13 protein-coding genes and 1 pseudogene are annotated in these 15,083 nt (G+C 62.9%); 7 read left to right on the forward strand and 7 right to left on the reverse strand.

Translation table 11 applies throughout. The features are described 5' to 3' along the window. Window positions 1–230: 230 nt before the first annotated feature. The 4 genes and pseudogenes from EOA75_RS16085 to EOA75_RS16100 form a co-directional block, all read left to right on the forward strand. Window positions 231–403 (forward strand): annotated as a pseudogene (locus tag EOA75_RS16085) (sugar phosphate isomerase/epimerase); the annotation flags it as partial. Window positions 404–489: 86 nt separating this feature from the next. Next, entirely contained in the window at window positions 490–975 is a 486-nt protein-coding gene (locus tag EOA75_RS16090) for a hypothetical protein (protein WP_095799194.1), read from the forward strand. A gap of 199 nt (window positions 976–1,174) precedes the next feature. Beyond that, window positions 1,175–2,614, forward strand: a complete 1,440-nt coding sequence (locus EOA75_RS16095) for an aldehyde dehydrogenase family protein (protein ID WP_067324714.1) — start codon at window positions 1,175–1,177, stop codon at window positions 2,612–2,614. A 12-nt stretch (window positions 2,615–2,626) separates the two neighbouring features. After that, window positions 2,627–3,208, forward strand: coding sequence for a DUF1349 domain-containing protein (locus EOA75_RS16100; protein ID WP_095824341.1), 582 nt, complete (start codon window positions 2,627–2,629; stop codon window positions 3,206–3,208). 183 nt (window positions 3,209–3,391) lie between these two features. Here the strand turns inward: EOA75_RS16100 and EOA75_RS16105 are convergent, their stop codons facing one another. The 4 genes from EOA75_RS16105 to EOA75_RS16120 form a co-directional block, all read right to left on the reverse strand. Next, window positions 3,392–4,957, reverse strand: coding sequence for a glycosyltransferase (locus EOA75_RS16105; RefSeq protein WP_127247771.1), 1,566 nt, complete (start codon window positions 4,955–4,957; stop codon window positions 3,392–3,394). Next, entirely contained in the window at window positions 4,954–7,125 is a 2,172-nt protein-coding gene (locus EOA75_RS16110) for a glycosyltransferase (protein WP_127324643.1), read from the reverse strand. The genes EOA75_RS16105 and EOA75_RS16110 overlap by 4 nt, the downstream gene beginning before the upstream one ends. Continuing rightward, window positions 7,122–7,772: a bifunctional DNA primase/polymerase gene (locus EOA75_RS16115; RefSeq protein ID WP_127324644.1), complete on the reverse strand. Its 651-nt coding sequence runs from the start codon at window positions 7,770–7,772 to the stop codon at window positions 7,122–7,124. The genes EOA75_RS16110 and EOA75_RS16115 overlap by 4 nt, the downstream gene beginning before the upstream one ends. A gap of 101 nt (window positions 7,773–7,873) precedes the next feature. Further along, window positions 7,874–8,803: a TIR domain-containing protein gene (locus EOA75_RS16120; protein WP_095824337.1), complete on the reverse strand. Its 930-nt coding sequence runs from the start codon at window positions 8,801–8,803 to the stop codon at window positions 7,874–7,876. A 75-nt stretch (window positions 8,804–8,878) separates the two neighbouring features. Here EOA75_RS16120 and EOA75_RS16125 point away from each other — a divergent pair, with 75 nt between their 5' ends. Continuing rightward, entirely contained in the window at window positions 8,879–9,112 is a 234-nt protein-coding gene (locus EOA75_RS16125; protein WP_127324645.1) for a hypothetical protein, read from the forward strand. A 311-nt stretch (window positions 9,113–9,423) separates the two neighbouring features. Then, window positions 9,424–10,707, forward strand: coding sequence for an O-antigen ligase (locus EOA75_RS16130; RefSeq protein ID WP_095777019.1), 1,284 nt, complete (start codon window positions 9,424–9,426; stop codon window positions 10,705–10,707). 136 nt (window positions 10,708–10,843) lie between these two features. Here the strand turns inward: EOA75_RS16130 and EOA75_RS16135 are convergent, their stop codons facing one another. The 3 genes from EOA75_RS16135 to EOA75_RS16145 form a co-directional block, all read right to left on the reverse strand. After that, the gene (locus EOA75_RS16135; RefSeq protein ID WP_127324646.1) at window positions 10,844–11,938 is read right to left on the reverse strand and encodes an acyltransferase; all 1,095 of its coding nucleotides are present in this window, start codon (window positions 11,936–11,938) and stop codon (window positions 10,844–10,846) included. A 106-nt stretch (window positions 11,939–12,044) separates the two neighbouring features. Further along, on the reverse strand, window positions 12,045–13,232 hold the full coding sequence (locus EOA75_RS16140) for a polysaccharide biosynthesis/export family protein (RefSeq protein ID WP_127247916.1): 1,188 nt from the start codon (window positions 13,230–13,232) through the stop codon (window positions 12,045–12,047). Window positions 13,233–13,407: 175 nt separating this feature from the next. Next, window positions 13,408–14,085, reverse strand: a complete 678-nt coding sequence (locus EOA75_RS16145) for a sugar transferase (RefSeq protein WP_067003431.1) — start codon at window positions 14,083–14,085, stop codon at window positions 13,408–13,410. Window positions 14,086–14,691: 606 nt separating this feature from the next. Between EOA75_RS16145 and EOA75_RS16150 the strand changes: the two genes are divergently transcribed. Beyond that, window positions 14,692–14,958, forward strand: a complete 267-nt coding sequence (locus EOA75_RS16150; protein ID WP_067003432.1) for an exopolysaccharide production repressor exox — start codon at window positions 14,692–14,694, stop codon at window positions 14,956–14,958. The last annotated feature ends 125 nt before the right edge of the window (window positions 14,959–15,083 follow it).

Raw genomic sequence — 15,083 nt, forward strand, 5'->3', positions numbered from 1 at the left:
GGCCGCAGCAATGTCAAACCGGGCGACGAGGTCCGCCTCGCCGCCGACCCAGCGGCGCTGCATCTGTTCGATCCGGCAAGCGGCGCTCGCATCGGTTAGGTCAGCGCCGGCGGAAGGCGTCCAATGTGTAATCGGGCCGGTCAGGTCGCCTAGATCGGCCAATATCCCGGACAAGACCAGCGTCGTCGCCACGCCTGCACCGGCCCCGCCTGCGCTGTCGTGCTCGACGCGAATCCTTCTCCTCCGAGATCGTCGGCGAGAACCTCTTGAGGAAGACGGCGATCTGGCGCAATTGTGGACCGACAACATGGAATTGGCCCGCCATGCGCGCCGCTTCATCGACGTCGGCCTGGAGACCGCCCGGCGCAAGGCCGAACTCCACTCGGCCTCGCAAGAGCCCTGACGCTTCGATACTGCCGCGAGGTGAATTGCGGTTTTCGGCAGCCGCGCTCTGCTAGACTCCCGTGATTCGTCTCGACAGGGAACGGCATGAGCAAGGCTCTCGGCGCATTCGCATTGGTCACGGTTCTGAGCGCCTTGCTGATGGCGCTGTCGCTGGCGGTCGCCAAGCACGGCTACCCTCAAGGCGCCTTCGGCGTTAAGCGCCTCGACGGCATTGCCGACGCGGGTTCGTTCCTGGCCATCGCCGCCATTTATTTCTTCAGCGCGCTGTTGATGATGATCCTGCCCATCCGCGCCGCCGGGGTTGTGCTTACGCATGCCGCCGACGCGATCTTCTGGGCAACGATCGTGCTGTTCGCCGCCATTGTCGGTTCGCTTCTCGCCCGATGGGCGCTCGGCCAGCGTGAGGTGCCTTGGACCCTTCTCAACTGGCGATTCCTGTTCGTCCCGGCGATCGTCGGCGCGCATCTCGCCATGAATGAGCTTCGCCGCAACATCCTGCTCAGAAGCCTGTTCTTCGTCATCTTCGCCGCGGTCACGCTCGCCTGCCTGTTCTGGTCGTTCTCCGTCTGAAGGAGGCCGTCAGGCCTTTGTCGTGACATGGGGCGCGGACGAAGCCGGTGGACTTCCACCGCCGCGCGCCTACCTTTATCGAAAGCTTCTCGGGTAGACGTTTCCGCAGACCATGGCTATATCATTTGTCTGACAAATGACCGGCGCTTTGCCACGCCAGCCAATCTCGAAGAAGCAAGCCAATCTCGAAGGAATGAAGATGACCGTGCTCCGCAAGAACCTGATCGACGGCGAGTGGCTGGGCGAGGCCGGCTCGCGCAACATCAACCCGTCGAACACCAACGATGTGGTCGGCGAATACGCCTCGGCCGGGCCGGAGGAGGCCAAGCAGGCCATCGCGGCCGCCAAGGCGGCCTTCCCGGCCTGGTCGCGCTCCGGCCCGCTGGCGCGCCATGCCGTGCTGAAGAAGACTTCCGACGAGATCATGGCGCGCAAGGACGAGATCGGCCGGTCTCTCGCCCGTGAAGAAGGCAAAACCCTGGCCGAAGGCGTCGGCGAAACGATCCGCGCCGCGCAGATCTTCGACTTCTTCGCCGGCGAGACGCTGCGACTGTCTGGTGAGCTTGTGCCGAGCGTCAGGCCCGGCGTTGGCGTCGAGATGACCCGCGAAGGCGTGGGCGTCGTCGGCATCATCACGCCGTGGAACTTCCCGATCGCCATTCCCGCCTGGAAGATTGCGCCTGCGCTGGCCTACGGCAACACCATCGTCTTCAAGCCGGCGGAACTGGTCCCCGAAAGTGCCTGGACCATCGTCGACATCCTGCATCGTGCCGGGCTGCCGAAGGGCGTTCTCAACCTCGTCATGGGCAAGGGCTCTGTCGTCGGCCAGGCCATGCTCGACAGCCCGGACGTCAACGCCATCTCCTTCACCGGCTCTGTCGGCACAGGCAAGCGTGTCGCCGCGGCGAGTGTCGAGCATATGCGCAAGTTCCAGCTCGAGATGGGCGGCAAGAACCCGCTGGTCGTGCTCGACGATGCGGACCTTGCGGTGGCCGTCGATTGTGCCGTCAACGGCGCCTATTTCTCGACCGGCCAGCGTTGCACCGCGTCCTCGCGCCTCATCGTCACCGAAGGGATCCACGACCGCTTCGTCGACGCCATGAAGGAACGCCTGGACAAGCTGGTCATCGGCGACGCGCTGGACGCCAAGACCCAGATCGGCCCGGTCGTCGACCAGACCCAGCTCAAACAGGATGAGGACTATATCGCCATCGGCCGCCAGGAAGGCGCTGAACTCGCCTTCGGCGGCGAGCGGCTGGAGCGCGAAACTCCCGGCTTCTATCTCAGGCCGGCGCTGTTTACCGGCGCCACCAACGCCATGCGCATCTCGCGCGAAGAAATCTTCGGCCCGGTCGCCAATGTCATCCGCGTCAAGGATTATGACGAGGCGCTGACTGTGGCCAACGACACGCCGTTCGGCCTGACCTCCGGCATCTGCACGACCAGCCTGAAGCACGCGACGCATTTCAAGCGCAATTCCGAAGCCGGCATGGTGATGGTCAACCTGCCGACGGCGGGCGTCGACTTCCATGTGCCGTTCGGCGGCCGCAAGGGCTCGAGCTACGGCCCGCGCGAGCAGGGCCGCTACGCCATGGAGTTCTACACCACCGTCAAGACGGCCTACACGTTCGCCGGCTGACGGGCAGGCGTCATGACCTCTGACTTTGCCGGAATGGCCTGGCTCAACCCGCCGCCGCACCATGTGTTCGGCGACGGGACGCTGCATGTCCGCACCGGCAAGGAGACCGATTTTTGGCGCGAGACCTTCTACGGCTTCCGCCGCGACAATGGCCATTTCCTCTATCGTCCCGTCGCGGGCGACTTCAGCGCCGGGGTCACCGTCAAGGGCGAATACAAGGCGCTCTACGATCAGGGCGGGCTGATGCTGCGGCTCAGCGAAACGCACTGGATCAAGGCCGGCATCGAATACACGGACGGCCTCGCCTATTTTTCCGTTGTCGTCACCAACGACACCTCCGACTGGTCGCTGGTCAGCATTCCGACAGACCCCGACGGCGTGAGGATTCGTCTGACCCGCCACGCCGAAGCCATTCGCGTTCAGTACCTCGATGCCGCGGACGGCCGCTGGAAACCGGTGCGGCTGGCCCATTTCCCGGTCTCGCGGAGCGTCGACGTCGGCATGATGTGCTGCTCGCCGCAGCGCGAAGGCTTCGAGGTGATGTTCTCGGGCTTCAGCGTTGGCCCGCCAATCGCGAGAGAGTTGCACGATTGATGGTCGCGCGGCGCTGCCCTCTTGCGCAGTTCGCAGGTCGATGCCCCCAGCGCGGCATGGGCGCGGTGACTGGCCGGCCGTCGGCCGTTCAGCGGTCGAGCGTCCGGCGAATTCGGTTGCGATGCTGGAAGGCTGCCCTTCGCGGCCGGCTGTTTCTGGAGGGAAACTGGGAAAGGCGGGGCCTCACCAGGGGACGTGCTGTATCTCCAGCCGCGGCAGTCCGATCGGCCTGATGCCGAGATCGTTCGCCAGGGCACCGAAACCCTCGGTCTCGATCAGGTCGCGATAGGGGATCTCCGGAAAGCGAAGGCCGCCGCGATGCAAGGCGGCATCGACCAAGAGCATGGTGCCGCCGACACCGTCCAGGCCGATGCTGTCGAGGTGGCGGACATCGCTCATATGCAGCCTTGCATGTGTGTGCCGCGGAGGCTGATAGAGACCGTCGTGAACATGGCGGAAGTAGTTATGATCTCTGTTGTGCCGCACAGTGACGAAACTGTTGAGGTCGAAGCTGTCGCCGCCTGGGACTTTCACGCAGTGCGGCGCGACGATGCGGTGCCCCCTTGCAATCAGCCGGGTCACGACGTCCGCTGGAAAACGCCAGACATCGATGTCGATCCACAGCGCCCAGTCGTCCTCGTCTCTCAGCCCATGATCGATCAGATGGTTACGCACCTTGGCGATGCCGCTGCGCCTGAAGCGTTGCAGCTGCCGGTTCGCTCGCTTGTCGCGGTCAAGCTCGGTGCCGAGTTTTTTCCGCAGCAGCACGACATCGCGATAGTCCTTGCCCAGGGCTGCAGTGGCGCCTTGCAACCGCTCCCAGCTGCCATCTGAACTGTCGCCTTCGCAAAAGACGAGCTTCATCTTGTCTCTTGGGAAGTCGAGCTGCCGCAACGCGGCGAGGAATGGCTCTATGTGTTGGGCCGCATCGCGCAGCGGCACCAGCACGGCGAGGTTGGATCCCAATGGCGGCGGCGCCGCGATGGCCGCTTGGCTGACGCTTTGCCGGGCGGCTTGCTCGTCGGAAACAGTCCCGCGCGTCAGGCGGTGTCGGGCCTGGTAGATCAACTTGCGCAGCCTATGCCGCAACCGGGTGGGCCTCTCCGGCGTCCACCATGTGCCCGCCCAGTGGTGGATCGACAACGTCATGCCGCCGCTGCCCGCCCGCTTTCCCGACGAATCGAGAGGCGAGTACAACTCGGCCGGATGGATCGCAAACGCCGTCTGGTCAGGATAGCCGAGTTGCGCGGAGGTAAGCACGCACGGCCCGGTGGCGTCGATCGCCTGTTTTGCGCGGACGAGCCCGGGCAGGAACGACAGCAAATGAAGCCAGAACGGGTGCCCCGGCGGGCTGGCCATGGTCCCGTTGAACAGAAGGTAAGGCAATCCGCGAAAGTCCGCCTGCACGCGTGCGTGGGCGTCCGGCTCCGTGCAGAACACGATCCGATCCTCGCCCAGGAGCGGATCGAACGGCGCCACGCATTCGCAATCGATATCGGCATAGACGCCGCCGAAATGGTGGAGAAGCAGATAGCGGCCCGCGTCGGCGCGCAGGATACCATACTCGTAGCTGCAAAAGGTCGGCAGGAAGCTGGGATAGTGTGCGGCCACGAACTCGAGCAAAGTCCGATCGTTCCAGAACATCATCGTCCAGTCCGGATGATGCCGCTTCCAGCTGTCGACATAGCCTTGGAAACGGGGTGGGACGATGTCGGTCTTCCACGTCTGGTGCAGGATTTTCGGGATCATCCGCGGCTCACGGCTTGAACTTGGTCACAGTCGGCGTCGACGCGGGTGCCATCCAGGCCCAGGCCCTGACCGACGGCCTCGCGGATCGCTTGCGGCCCGAACCGCGACCATGCGGCGTCGTGGGCCCGGGCGCGAAGGCTGGCCATGCGCGCATGGTCGGAACAAAGTCTGACCGCCATGTCGGCCAATCCCTCGTCGGTGTCCGACAGATGCACCTCGTCGCCCTCGATCAGGTCGAGACCCTCGGCTGCCAGCGGCGTTGCAATGACCGGGACCCCCCAGGCCATTGCTTCGAGGATCTTGATCCGCGTGCCGCCGCCCATGGCGAGCGGGACGATGCTGAGATGGGCAACGGACAATAGAGGTCTGATGTCGTCCGGATCCTCGACCAGACTGACCCCATCCAGTCCTGCCAGGGCGCGAACGCGCGACTCAGGCGAACGGCCGGCAAGAACGAGCTTCGCGGTCGGCAGCGTCTGGCGAATGCGGGGCAAAATGGTGTGCCCCAGCCGCTCGGCGGCGTCGACGTTCGGCTGATAGCTCAGATGGCCAACATAAAGGATGAGCGGAAACGCATCCGAGACGGCTCGTTGCAGCGGCAGTAGCCGCGGCAGCTCGTCCGCTCGCGGGATGCCGTTTGGCACGATGTGGACGGGGACTTGCGGCCGGACAAACGCCTCCAGCCGCTGACGATCCCGTTGCGAGCACACCCAGATACGGTCGACGATGGCTGCCGCCTTTCTCTCGAGCGCCCTGAGGTCTGAGGAAAACGGCCGCCAACGCTTCTTGCGCGGCAACTGACCGGCGAGATCCGATTCGACATTGTGCATGTCCAGAACGAGTTGCCGGACCATCGGCCGCAACGGAGCGAGAAATCTGAACAGACCAACGCCTTCGACGACAATAGTATCCGGGCGAAAATCCGCCACGAGCGCCTTGAGCCGCGCCAGCGCCGGGAGCGGTATCCGGCTCTCGCCCTTGGCCCTCCAGCGGGCGAGCGAAGGCGCTCGCGGTTCGGACTTGTTGATGAGCTCGGTCACGCGAATGTCTGGCCCGGCAGGTTGGACGTCGCTGCTTCGCGGCAGGAGCGAGGCCAGGCAGACCGGGCCGAACGCGGCTGCCGCCGTCGCGTTGCCGAAATTCCTGAGATCGGCGCCGGACCTCGGCGGAAACGGCGGGTCGTGGCATATGATCAGCGTGCGGCGCGACGTCGCTGAATTGGGCATTGGCGACATCCTAGCCTCAGTCTCGGTCAGTCGCCCGATTCGGATCCTGGCCAGATATCGCATCGCCTTCCAACTGCGGCCCAGCTCCTTATGCGCTCGGACCGCGCGCATCATGCCGCCAGCATCGGCGAACTTGCGGTGCCTGATCAGCTGTCGGGCGATCCGCTGAGCTATCCAGGCCTTGCGCCACTGCACCGCCTCCCGTTCGACGCCGGCGGCAGCCAGCCCGTTCAGTTCCAGCGCTATGGCAAGGAAGGTCCTGCGCGGTGCCGTGATGAAGCGGCGCGCCATACGTTCCTCGTCATGGTGGTAGAGCAGCACCGGGGTCTCGACGGTAACCACGTTGGCACGGGCCAGCACGGCGGTCCAGTAGCAGGTGTCCTCATCGAGGCCGATCGTTTCCGGAAAGCGGAGGTTTGCGGTCGCCCAGTCGGCGACCAGCGCGCTTCCCATCGCGATTGGCCACACTTCGTTGCGAAGGTAGCGCCGCACATTCTCTCGCCGGTCCGCGCCGTAGCCTTGCGGTGCCTTGAGCTTGTCCGGCCGGCTTTTTGTCCGCCGTATGCTGGCCCCGACGGCAAGGCCGGCGCAAGGCCGGCCTGCCAGCGCCGCGCTCAGCCGCGACAGGCTGCCGGGCATCACCTCGTCGTCGGCATCGAGAAAGAATATGGAAGTGCCGCTTGCCCGCTCGAGTCCGACATTGCGCGCGGCGCCCGCTCTGCCCAGTCGAACGCTCACCACCTCCAGTGGCAAGCCGTGACGGTGCGCGCTTTGCCTCGCCATGGCAGCCGTCTGGTCGTTCGACCCGTCGTCGATCACGAGAATCTCGCGAATGACCGCTCTGTCGGAGTCCAGACTGCCGAGTGCCGCCACGATGGTTGCAGCCGCGTTTCTTGCCGGGATAACCACGGTGATGTCAGCCGCCACAGGTGAGCCGCTCATTGCTGTTCGAAGAAGCCGCGCTTGAGCAGCCGGTCATAGCAATGCTTGAGCATCGACACCGGGCGCAGCGAAAGACTGTCAAGATTGCCCACCAACTGAGGTTCGATGTCGAATGGCGACTGGCCTTCGATCCATTTGTAGGAGGAGCCGTCCTTCAGCACCGACGGGCAGCCCACGACATAACCGCCCAGCGCCTTCGCGTGACCCACCCGGCGCCAGCCGAAATGGAGGCTGGAAGAGATCACCGGTTCCCGCGTTCTTAGATAGACATGAAATCCGCTCGGCGATTTTGCTATTGGCGTGCCGTTCGCAATCGCCTTGTGACCGGACCGCCAGGCACGGTAGCCGGCGTCGTCATCGAAATCGAGGATCATCAGGTTCCCAAATCCGCCCAATATGCCGACATTGCCGGCAAAGTCGCCAAACCAGCGCGCGACGTCGCTGCGGCCCGGCGGCTTCTGCGCCAGTTGGAAGGTGATGGAGGTGAACGCCAGTTCCTTCAGGTCCTTGCGCAGCGTCCGCAGGTGCAACGGATCATACTCCATGGCCGCGAGGTCGAGATGCTTGCCGCCGGCACGAAGCGGCAGGCAGATATAGCCGCGCTCGAACAGCCTTACGGTATAGTCGGTCAGTGCCCCAGCCTGCATCCGCCAAATGTTCCGGGATCGAGACGTTCCCGACAATCTGTTGGGCCGAACGGTCCGTTCGTCAAGCGCCGGCGCCTTCGCCGCGACTGCCAGCACTGTCGTCAGACATTCTTGATCGACTTCCAGTGACTTAGCCGTTCTGCGATCAACTCCACGCGCCGCTGATTGTCGTTCCCGTCCAGGATGGTTAAGTCCTGCGGATCGGCGCGCAGATAGACGCCGGACGTTCGCGCATTCACCTCCGGATTCGTGTCCGAACGTGTCGTGAAATATCCGGACGCGCGCTCGGCGGATTCCAGCCGGATCTCGCCTGTCCCGTGCAGCTGCGGCGCGTTCGCGTCCAACGGCCGTTCCCCGTTCCAATAGTAGAAGATGCCCGAAGACTCTCCTTTCTCCTTCGACGCCTCGCTCCAGTATCTGGCCGACAGGCTGCCATTCTCTTGCCATGAGCGGCCGTTCAGCTCCAGCGCGCCGTTGCGGTCCCGCGAGATCCTCAGCAGACTGACCGCGGAAGGCTCCCTTGCTGTGCGCTCTGACAGGGAGAACTGCCACCAAAACCCCTCTATGCGGGCGACTCGCCCCTCATTTTCGATGGCATTTCGCAGTTTTTGATTGATTGCTCTGGTCTCCGCGGCGGTCGCTGCCTCGCCGTAGCGTACCGACGTCAGGCCGAGCAGATCGCTGGGAAGCTTGGCACCATTCGCGTGCAGGATGAAGGTCCGGCGCATGCCGAGAACCCCGCCGAACAGGCCGGCCTCGAAAACCACATTGTCTCGCGGAGAAGCCTGGGCGGGAATAGTGGTGGTCGATTCCGGCTGGCTCGCGCTCGTCCAGTCGTCCTGGGCGAACACGAAAGCGGCGAAGTCGACCTCGCGCGTCAGCTCCAGGAGACGCCCCAGCGTTGTCGTCCCGGGATTGAAGGATGTCGTCCAGGGTTCGACATTGGCAATATCTTCAAGGCCACGCTGCAGCGCCTGCAACAGCTTCTTCTGTTTTCCTGACGAGCCCAGGAAGATTCGCGGCTTGGCCATTCGTTTCTCTCCAGCGCAATAAGAGTCCTCACAGCGTAGGCGGTTGTCCTATCTCATTGCAACGACCGCATTACCATGACAGGCCTCCAGCTACACCTCCGCGCGGTTCTGGAAGAACTGCAGGAGAGCTCGCGCTCGGTGGTGATGTCGAGCTTTCGCCTCTCGGTCGTCAAGACTGCACCCCGATCAGGACAACACTTCAAGATTGCAAAGTCGGCGACGACGCCGGAGAATAAAGGCCACCGCTTCCTCCGCTCGGAAGAACGCGGCGGCCGCCTGGGCATCTTGCTCGGGGACCTTCTCGCATGAGCAATCGAAATCGATTTTCGGAAAGGATTCATCCGCCAACGAGCAACAGGCCGCCCCATTCCGGCCTTTTCGCTGTGCAATATGCCTGTGATAACGCCTCTTTGCCCGTGGCAACATTTCCGGTTGAGCCACCGGCGATAGGGCGATAGATTATGCTGCAGTGCACAATCAACCCGGTAGGGCCGAACGTCGGCTCGTGCCGGCTATCAGACACTGACCCGCGCTAACTGTTGTTTACGCAATTCCCGACGAAAGACAGTCACACACTTTTCCTGGAATTGCTCCAAGGCTGAACGGACGAAAAATCCGGCATGAAGATTCCAAAATCCATTCTGCTCGATCCGGAGGCAAACAAGGCCTATGGCGCGTTTGCCGTCGCGGTTTCCGTTCTTGCCTTTGCCTATTCCAGCAATTTCGGTCAGGTCCTGATCCTCGCCTATTACGCGGTCTGGCTGCCGCTGTTCTTCGTCGACTACCGGCGTTTCACCTGGAAGCTCTCGAACGCTTGGCTGCCGATACTCTTCGCGACCTATGTCTGCCTGTCGGTCTTCTGGTCGCAGGCCGCCGGCATCAGCGCGCGTGCGGCGGTGCAATATTCCTCGCATATCGTCTGTGCCTATATCGCGGCCCGCACCATCAGCGTGCGGACGCTGGTCCTGGGATCGCTGATCGGGATATTCGTCGTCCTGCTCTACTCGCTGAAAGTCAACGCTTACGCGCTGGACATAATGGACGGCACTTTCAATTTCGTCGGCGCCTTCGCCTCCAAGAACCAGGTCGGGTTCTTCTCGTCGTTCGGCATCTTTTTGTCTTTCGTCTTCCTGATGTTTTACCGGCGCAACTGGCTGAGCTTCTTCTGGACCGCGCCGATCATCCTGATGTCGGCATACATGCTGGCAATCTCCCACTCGGCGACATCCGTCGCCTCGCTGCCGGCGGTGCTCGGCATCGTCATCTTGCTCACCATGAGCAGGGTCCTGTCGCGGCGCTACCGCCGCGTGCTGTTCGTGGTCGGCGGCGGCGCGTTGGTAGCCGGCGTGGTGGCCGCGCTGAACCTTGGCCTGCTGGACGTCGTGCTCGGCATCTTCGGCAAGGATTCGACGCTGACCGGCCGCACCTATCTCTGGCAGCAGGGCTGGGAGGCGGCGCAGCTGCACCCGCTGCTCGGCTACGGCTATGCCGCCTACTGGGTGCAAGGGTTCGCCGATCCGGAACGGTTGTGGGCCGAGTTCTACATCACGACCCGCACCGGCTTCCATTTCCACAACACCTATATCGAGACCCTGGTCGAGATCGGCTTCGTCGGCGTCACCATGCTGGCGCTGATCATCCTGCGCGCCTTCTACGGCCATATCTCGAAGGTGGTGTTCGGGGTCTGGAGCGCCGATTCGGTGGTGCTCGCCGGCGCCGTCGGGCTGATGCTGATCCGCTCCTTCTTCGAGGTCGAGATCCTCGGCCCTTATTTCATGGCCTCCTTCATCGTCTATTATGGCCTGTTCAAGCTGAACCCGCTGCCGGTTGCCCGGCGACGGCGGGTTGCCATTCCTGTCCAGGATGAAAAGCCGGCCAACGGCCACATGCCGGCGCCGGTCTGATCGCGGTTTTCGCCTCGGTCGCGTCGAGGAGTTAAAGCATGTCCCACGAAAGCGAGAACCGATTTCGGGTCAAAGACATGCGTAAGAGCAAAAACCTAAAAGAGCGCGGAGCAAATCTGAAAGATTGCGACGCGCTTTAGGCCACGGCTCGCGAGCGCTGCATTTGCCGCTGCAGGAAGCGGCGCACCGGCTCGTCATAGATGCGGGTGGCAATGTCGGCGATGACGATGACCGCAGCGGCCATCACGATGCCGAACCAGGGATGATGCGCGAACGGGTCGACCGACGCGGCCTTGCCGGCCCCCGCGATGATCATCAGCATCGGCGTATGGATGATGTAGATCGGGTAGGAGACCCGCCCCAGCCAGCCATAGAAGCTAGCCAGTCGCGGCGCCGTCGGTGCCACCGCGCCGGTCACCACCATCAGCGGGAACACGACGGCGATAGAGGCGAGGTCGTAGGCGACACGCCCGGCAGCACCCGCAGGCGCGATGGCGAAGACGATCAGCGTAAGCAGGATCGCGGCCTCGACCCACCAGCCCCGCCGCAGAAAGCCGAGGCCATCCTGGTAGCGCGCCATCGACCGGCAGAGCAGCACGCCGAGGAAGAAGGAGAACGACACGCGCGGGAGCCCGCTGATGATGGTCTTGCCGGTCATGCCGAAATCGAGCGTGCCGGCAAGTGCCGAGGCGACGATCAGCAGCACCAGGCTGACGGCTACCAGCACCGTCAGCACACGTTTCGACAGCAGGAAGAAGACGGCGGCATAGGCGATGTTGACGATCAGCTCGAAGAACAGCGACCACGAAGCGGGATTGAGCGGAAAGATCGTATGGTAGGCATCGCCGACCAGCGGAATGAAGAGCATGCCTGTCGTGAGCTGCGTGCCGATCTCCGACAACGGCATGTATTCTGTCGCAATCAGCCTGTTCTTGACCAGCAGATAGAAGCAGCCGAGCAACGTGCCGGCGAGGTAGAGCGGGTAGAGGCGTATCAGGCGAATGGTCACGAAGGTGCCGAAGCCCATGCCGTTCTCGATCTTGCGGTCGTAAGCGTGGGCGATGACGAAGCCGCTGAGCAGGAAGAACAGGTCTACCGCAAGATAGCTCGACGGCAGCACTTTGCCGTCGGCCAGAAAGGGCGAGAAGTGATAGAGCATCACGCTGATCGCCGCCACGCCGCGGATGGCGTCGAGGTTCAGGTAGACGTGACGCGGAGCGGCAGGCTGCATTCTATGCCTTCAAGCGGTCCAAACAGATTGCTCGCCCGCACCTTGGCGCGAACGAGCCTGACTTGTTCCTCCCGCGGACCGCGCTGAGCGAGGCCCGGGCGCCCGGCTACTGGCTGGCCATGGGTGGGCCGCCGGCACTCGGCGCCAGCTTCACCTTGATGACGTCGCCCGGCAGCACCGGCGTGTCTTCCTTGGCGTCGATCTCGCTGGTCTTGCCGTCGGCGACACGCACCAGCGAATACAGCAGGGCCGGTTCCTGGCCGCCTGTTATGGCAGCCGCCATTGCGGGATCCGAGGCCGCGGCGATCAGGCCCTTCTGCATAGCAGTCCTCAGCGTCGCCTCGTTCAGGTCGGCCTCGGCCTGCTGCCGGCTCGCGGCCAGGTTGGAATTGAGCGTGTTGCGGGCATCGATGGCGTCCTGATCAGCTTTGCTGATCGACTGCTTGGCGGTGAGGATGGCCGTCTCATAATCCAGGATCTTGCCCTGCAGGTCCGCCACCGACTGTTTCGAATCGAGCAGTCGCGCATTGGCGACAAGGCCCTTCTGGGCCAGCGGACCGATGCTGGTGAGCTGCTGCTGCGCCAGATCCACCTGCTGCTGCTGGTTGGCGATTTTCTTCTGCAGCGATTCGATCTCGCCTTCGAGCACGCCTTTCAGGTCATCAAGCGCGTCCAGCTTCAGCTTCAGCGCCTTCTGGTCGGCCGTGAGGATCTGCATTTCGTCGGCAACGATGGCCTGCGTTCTCGGGTCGTCCGCAGCTTCCTTCGGAATCTCGAAGCTCGTCTTGCCGGCAAGGTCTGCGTCGATGCGGGCACGCTTTATGATCAACCGCAGCCGCTGGTCGTCATAGATATCGAAACTGCCCTTGGCGGTGACCAGGTCCTTGCCGAGCTGAGGGCCGTAATCGGCGTTGCGCCGGATGCCGCCGGCGATGCTCACCGCCTTCAGTACCGTAAGGTCCGGCACGTAGGGGAACTGGCCAGGGTTCTGCACTTCGCCCGAAATGTAGAATGGCCGGAACTGCGCCATCTCGACCGAGGCTTCAGGCTTGTCGGGCAGTGCCAGCTTGCGCTGCAGCGCGAGACCGATCGCGGCAGCGATCTCCGAGGTCGTCTTGCCGGCCGCCTGTATCTCGCCGACGAACGGTACCGAGAGCGTGCCGGCGGGGCCGACCGAATAGTCGCCGTTGATGGATGACCAGTCGCGGAACGTGCCGTCGACCGTCTGCCACTCGGCAATGCGGATGTTGAGCTTGTCCTGCGGCCCGAGACGATAGTCTCCAGCCACCGCCATGGTGGGAATCGCAAGAGACAGGGCAAGCGCCACGGCCGCAAACCGGCTGGGCGCCTTGGAAAGGAGTCCGAGGGGGTGGTTTTTCAATGAACGTTTCCGATCCGCGTTAGCCCCATCCGCCCGATGAGATTACTGCCGGACGCCTGTCCCGAGATTGGCGGGACAGGCCTGGCGGTCAATAGCTGCCGCGCGCCATCCACACGGCAGGCACGGTTTTGACGATGATGCGAATGTCCTCGACCATCGACCAGTTCTCGACATAGTGGCGATCGAAGGCGACGCGCGTGTCGTAGGACACGTCGTTGCGCCCGCTCACCTGCCACAGCCCGGTGAGGCCCGGGCGCGACTTCAGATAATAGACTGCGGCGCTGCCGTAGATCTCGAGCTCGTCGCGTACAACAGGGCGGGGCCCGACCAGGCTCATGTCGCCCTGCAGGATGTTGATGATTTGCGGCAGCTCGTCGAGGCTGAGCTTCCGCAGCACCGCGCCGACACGCGTCACGCGCGGATCGTCCTTCAGCTTGCGCGTCGCCGCCCATTCGGCGGCGGCATCCGGATTGGCGGCCAGGTGCGCGGCGAGCACCTTCTCGCCATCCTGCACCATGGTGCGGAATTTGAGGCAGGCAAAAATCCTTCCGCCGCGACCGATCCGCTTGTGGCCGTAGAAGATCGGGCCGCGGTCGGAAAGCTTGACCAGCAGGGCGACCATCAGGAAAAGCGGGCTGAGCAGGACCAGACCCGCCAGGGAACCGACGATATCGAAACTGCGTTTGAGCAGACCGCCGATGGGGGGTGGAAAATCAATGCCGGCCTGCGAAAAACCCGCATTAGCCGGCTTGGCGACGTCCCTCATGCAAAAGCTCCATACGTTGAACGGATGGTTTACGGCACGATACCAAAAAAATGCTGCAGCGCAACACACAATTTCCCATTCGCGTGAAATGTTCCCGTCATGAATTGATCAAATAATAAACCTGCCCTGCCCAAATTTTGGCCTTTGTGGCATGTTTATGACAAGGTGAGACGTTTTTTGGGAGATGTAGTACAGCTTTTGGGCTGATTTTGGGCAATGCATTCTTTGCTGCAGACGAACGACGGTTGCATGTCGTAGGAATCACTCGCTCAGGTAAGTTCTTCGCATTAAATACTGGTTAATGTTTCGGGTTCTACTGTCGAGGATTTCGCTATAGTGAATAGGTGGCGATGCAGGGGTGTGCGCCGCAGCATGGCAGAGTCGATGCCGCGAAACCCTTGGCTTCATGTGCATTTGGCCTTGCCGCAAAGGTCTCGCCTTAATAGAGTGGCAAACTGTTGCTGTCATAGTCTGGATGGGTCGGAAAGGCCGGAAGCAACCGGCCTGATTGGGCAGCCAGAAATAGCTCTCTGGCGGAACGGGGAGTTACGCCGGTGGGTAGACCACAGCTTTTGCTTGCGCGTGCCGGTTGACGGGCCGACGAGCATGTCTTTGCCAAAGTTCATCGTCGGGATGATATTCACGCTCGCTGTTGTAGTCGGCTGGTCCTGGCTCGACGGCGAATCGCTTGGCACCATCATCATGCGCGCCGTGATTTGCGCTGTCGTCATTCAGGTGGGGTACTTCGTTCTGGTGTTCGCCATGATCGCAAGGAGCGGGCCGATACCCGCCGACAAGGCGCGGCAGGCCGACCGCGGCATCAAGGTGCCCGATGGCGAAAAGCTAACCGCCCGGCGCGGCAGCCTCCGCTGATCTTTCAGCCGGCGCCGGGGGCGGCGTATTGTCGGCCAATGTTGCCGTTTCCCGTTCGGCCCGTTCGCCGGTGAGCATCCTGGCCAGCCGGCTGCCCGACTTTGCTTTCAGCCGCTGATATTGCC

The sequence above is a fragment of the Mesorhizobium sp. M1A.F.Ca.IN.022.07.1.1 genome (assembly GCF_003997575.1).
In the GTDB taxonomy this organism is placed as follows: domain Bacteria; phylum Pseudomonadota; class Alphaproteobacteria; order Rhizobiales; family Rhizobiaceae; genus Mesorhizobium.